The 5,285-nt window shown below is 54.0% G+C and carries 2 tRNA genes and 2 rRNA genes; all 4 read right to left on the reverse strand.

Annotated features, from left to right (window positions below):
- Positions 1-2,701 (reverse strand): 23S ribosomal RNA (locus CO670_RS32150); the annotation flags it as partial.
- A gap of 573 nt (positions 2,702-3,274) precedes the next feature.
- Positions 3,275-3,350, reverse strand: a tRNA-Ala gene (locus CO670_RS32155).
- Between the two features lie 86 nt (positions 3,351-3,436).
- Positions 3,437-3,513, reverse strand: a tRNA-Ile gene (locus tag CO670_RS32160).
- A 230-nt stretch (positions 3,514-3,743) separates the two neighbouring features.
- Positions 3,744-5,224, reverse strand: a 16S ribosomal RNA gene (locus CO670_RS32165).
- Positions 5,225-5,285: the final 61 nt, after the last annotated feature.

Consider the following 5,285-nt stretch of genomic DNA (forward strand, 5'->3'; position numbering starts at 1 on the left):
CTTGGCAGGACAACAGGTCCACCAGAGATATGTCCATCCCGGTCCTCTCGTACTAGGGACAGATCCTGTCAATATTCCTACACCCACGGCAGATAGGGACCGAACTGTCTCACGACGTTCTGAACCCAGCTCACGTACCGCTTTAATTGGCGAACAGCCAAACCCTTGGGACCTGCTCCAGCCCCAGGATGCGATGAGCCGACATCGAGGTGCCAAACAACCCCGTCGATATGGACTCTTGGGGGTCATCAGCCTGTTATCCCCGGCGTACCTTTTATCCGTTGAGCGATGGCCCTTCCACGCGGGACCACCGGATCACTATGACCGACTTTCGTCTCTGCTCGACTTGTCAGTCTCGCAGTCAGGCGGGCTTATGCCATTGCACTCGACGACCGATTTCCGACCGGTCTGAGCCCACCATCGCGCGCCTCCGTTACTCATTCGGAGGCGACCGCCCCAGTCAAACTACCCACCATACACTGTCCCGGACCCGGATGACGGGCCGCGGTTAGACATCCATGACGATAAGGGTGGTATTTCAAGGATGGCTCCACGGAAACTGGCGTCCCCGCTTCAAAGCCTACCACCTATCCTACACATGCCGACACGAATGCCAGTGTAAAGCTATAGTAAAGGTGCACGGGGTCTTTCCGTCTGACCGCAGGAACCCCGCATCTTCACGGGGAATTCAATTTCACTGAGTCTATGTTGGAGACAGCGGGGAAGTCGTTACGCCATTCGTGCAGGTCGGAACTTACCCGACAAGGAATTTCGCTACCTTAGGACCGTTATAGTTACGGCCGCCGTTTACTGGGGCTTCGATTCAAAGCTTGCACCTCTCCTCTTAACCTTCCAGCACCGGGCAGGCGTCAGACCCTATACGTCGTCTTGCGACTTCGCAGAGCCCTGTGTTTTTGATAAACAGTCGCTACCCCCTGGTCTGTGCCACCCCATCATAGTTGCCTAAAATGGGGTCACGCTTCTTCCGAAGTTACGCGTGCAATTTGCCGAGTTCCTTCAACATAGTTCTCTCAAGCGCCTTGGTATACTCTACCTGACCACCTGTGTCGGTTTCGGGTACGGTCTATACGGTGGAGCTATTTCCTGGAACCGCGTCCCGGCCCAGACAATCCAATAAGTCTGAACCAGTTGAGCAATCCGTCACTTCCACCAGGCCCACGAATATTAACGTGGTTCCCATCGACTACGCGTGTCCGCCTCGTCTTAGGGGCCGGCTAACCCTGCTCAGATTAACTTTAAGCAGGAACCCTTGGTCTTTCGGCGAGAGGGTCTCTCACCCTCTTTATCGTTACTCATGTCAACATTCGCACTTCCGATACCTCCAGGAGCCCTCACGGGTCTCCCTTCATCAGCTTACGGAACGCTCCGCTACCACTTGCATTGCTGCAAATCCTCAGCTTCGGTGCATGGCTTCAGCCCCGTTACATTTTCGGCGCAAAGACCCTTATTTAGACCAGTGAGCTGTTACGCTTTCTTTAAATGATGGCTGCTTCTAAGCCAACATCCTGGTTGTTTTGGGATCCTCACATCCTTTCCCACTTAGCCATGACTTGGGGACCTTAGCTGGAGGTTAGGGTTGTTGCCGTTTTCACGACGGACGTTAGCACACGCCGTGTGTCTGCCGAGTAGTACTCCCCGGTAGTCGGAGTTTGGTTAGGATCAGTAAGACGGTGAGGCCCCATAGCCCATCCAGTGCTCTACCCCCGGGGGTATTCGCTCGACGCTCTACCTAAATAGATTTCGCGGAGAACCAGCTATTTCCGAGTTTGATTGGCCTTTCACCCCTAGCCACAAGTCATCCCAATCTATTGCAACAGATGCGGGTTCGGTCCTCCAGTTGGTGTTACCCAACCTTCAACCTGCTCATGGCTAGATCACTCGGTTTCGGGTCTAATGCAACAAACTATATCGCCCTATTCAGACTCGCTTTCGCTTCGCCTACACCTACCGGCTTAAGCTTGCTTGTTACACTAAGTCGTTGACCCATTATACAAAAGGTACGCCGTCACCCTTGCGGGCTCCGACTGTTTGTAGGCATCCGGTTTCAGGTTCTATTTCACTCCCCTTGTCGGGGTGCTTTTCACCTTTCCCTCACGGTACTTGTTCGCTATCGGTCATGCACGAGTACTTAGGCTTGGAGAGTGGTCTCCCCATGTTCAGACAGGATTTCTCGTGTCCCGCCCTACTCTAGGACAATCATGATATCTACGCGTACGGGGCTGTCACCCACTACGGCCGCACTTTCCAGAGCGTTCCACTTTAATCACAATTGCCACTGGCCTGGTCCGCGTTCGCTCGCCACTACTTGCGGAGTCTCGGTTGATGTCCTTTCCTGCAGGTACTTAGATGTTTCAGTTCCCTGCGTTCGCTTCTTACACCCTATTTTATTCAGGTGCAGATACCTTATCACAATGCTTGGAAACCTGAGGCGTCTTCGACGCAGATAGTGAGTAGTGATTAGTCGGTAGTCAGTAGTTTCCTACTCACTAATCACTAATTTCTACTCACTCACGCGCCAACGGCGCATCAGATTTTCCAAGCATTTAAGGTGGGTTGCCCCATTCGGAGATCCATGGATCAAAGCTCATTCGCAGCTCCCCACGGCTTTTCGCAGCGTATCACGTCCTTCATCGCCTGTGCATGCCAAGGCATCCACCAAATGCCCTTACGACACTTAATCGTTCTCATTGCCAATGCTCATCACTTAGCCGACATCCCGAAGGGATGCGGCGGCCAGGGTTACCTTTTACAACCCAAACCATCTTTGATGCCATCGACGTGTTCGACCTGATCACTTTATCGGAGCTACGCCGAGCAGCTCGCTTGTGTCAGGTCTTAAGACCAGCTTCTCGAGATTGGATCCGATACCGCGCGGTCAGGCAACGGTAATCCGACCGTTCATCAGACGATGCCCAAAGGCAACGAACAATAAACGATCCAGAGCGACAAGCTTCCTTCCTACCTCCAGTCCTTCCCCTGTCTCCGGCCGGCTAGGCCATCCACAGGATCAGCAGAACTGGGCTCGGACGTTTCGGGCAAAACCCAAAACACCTGGAAGCCTCCAGATCAATCTTCTCTTCACAATGTATGCAGAACAGGCATCAGGCATAAGCCGATGCAAACTTTTATTTTCTTCAAAAGACAAATTTGTCGCTCACGCGCCGAAGGCGCTCCGCGGGGGCGCCAAACGATTGGCGACGCGCCTTGCGCTTGCGAAGCAATTCGTTACCGCCAGCCTCAACACCAATCGATTTGGTGGAGCTGAGCGGGATCGAACCGCTGACCCCCTGCTTGCAAAGCAGGTGCTCTCCCAGCTGAGCTACAGCCCCATCAGCTCGATCGCCTGGATCGCTCCAGGTTCGGCAACTTTCCGCGTCTGCCGTCTATTCCCAACCCCCCATCCGCCAAAAGCAAATGGTGGGCCCGGGAAGACTTGAACTTCCGACCCCACGCTTATCAAGCGTGTGCTCTAACCAACTGAGCTACGGGCCCATTCTCGTCAAACCGGTCCAGTCAAACTGGATCGACGCGGTTCTTTGTCTTCTTGAAGAAAGAGAAACGTGGACGGCGAAAGCTCGCCATACCATCCGAATGCTTAAAGCATTTCCGTGGCGTATTGCGTTTCGATGGTCACCTGACTGGTGCCATCTATGTTCTAAAAAGCACGGGAAGGTTCACCCGAGACAAGTCTCGGTGTCTTACCAATTCCACAGCTTCCTTAGAAAGGAGGTGATCCAGCCGCAGGTTCCCCTACGGCTACCTTGTTACGACTTCACCCCAGTCGCTGACCCTACCGTGGTTAGCTGCCTCCTTGCGGTTAGCGCACTACCTTCGGGTAAAACCAACTCCCATGGTGTGACGGGCGGTGTGTACAAGGCCCGGGAACGTATTCACCGCGGCATGCTGATCCGCGATTACTAGCGATTCCAACTTCATGCACTCGAGTTGCAGAGTGCAATCCGAACTGAGATGGCTTTTGGAGATTAGCTCACACTCGCGTGCTCGCTGCCCACTGTCACCACCATTGTAGCACGTGTGTAGCCCAGCCCGTAAGGGCCATGAGGACTTGACGTCATCCCCACCTTCCTCTCGGCTTATCACCGGCAGTCCCCTTAGAGTGCCCAACTGAATGCTGGCAACTAAGGGCGAGGGTTGCGCTCGTTGCGGGACTTAACCCAACATCTCACGACACGAGCTGACGACAGCCATGCAGCACCTGTCTCTGCGCCACCGAAGTGGACCCCAAATCTCTCTGGGTAACACAGGATGTCAAGGGCTGGTAAGGTTCTGCGCGTTGCTTCGAATTAAACCACATGCTCCACCGCTTGTGCGGGCCCCCGTCAATTCCTTTGAGTTTTAATCTTGCGACCGTACTCCCCAGGCGGAATGTTTAATGCGTTAGCTGCGCCACCGAACAGTATACTGCCCGACGGCTAACATTCATCGTTTACGGCGTGGACTACCAGGGTATCTAAGCCTGTTTGCTCCCCACGCTTTCGCACCTCAGCGTCAGTAATGGACCAGTGAGCCGCCTTCGCCACTGGTGTTCCTCCGAATATCTACGAATTTCACCTCTACACTCGGAATTCCACTCACCTCTTCCATACTCCAGATCGACAGTATCGAAGGCAGTTCCAGGGTTGAGCCCTGGGATTTCACCCCTGACTGATCGATCCGCCTACGTGCGCTTTACGCCCAGTAATTCCGAACAACGCTAGCCCCCTTCGTATTACCGCGGCTGCTGGCACGACGTTAGCCGGGGCTTCTTCTCCGGATACCGTCATCATCTTCTCCGGTGAAAGAGCTTTACAACCCTAGGCCCTTCATCACTCACGCGGCATGGCTGGATCAGGCTTGCGCCCATTGTCCAATATGCCCCACTGCTGCCTCCCGTAGGAGTTTGGGCCGTGTCTCAGTCCCAATGTGGCTGATCATCCTCTCAGACCAGCTATGGATCGTCGCCTTGGTAGGCCTTTACCCCACCAACTAGCTAATCCAACGCGGGCCGATCCTTTACCGATAAATCTTTCCCCCAAAGGGCACATACGGTATTAGCACAAGTTTCCCTGCGTTATTCCGTAGTAAAGGGTACGTTCCCACGCGTTACTCACCCGTCTGCCGCTCCCCTTGCGGGGCGCTCGACTTGCATGTGTTAAGCCTGCCGCCAGCGTTCGTTCTGAGCCAGGATCAAACTCTCATGTTGAGAATTCAATCATTGGCAATTACGTCACGTTCTGAATCGACGAGAACTCACACCCATCATT

Source organism: Rhizobium sp. J15, assembly GCF_002531825.1.
Taxonomy (GTDB): domain Bacteria; phylum Pseudomonadota; class Alphaproteobacteria; order Rhizobiales; family Rhizobiaceae; genus Rhizobium.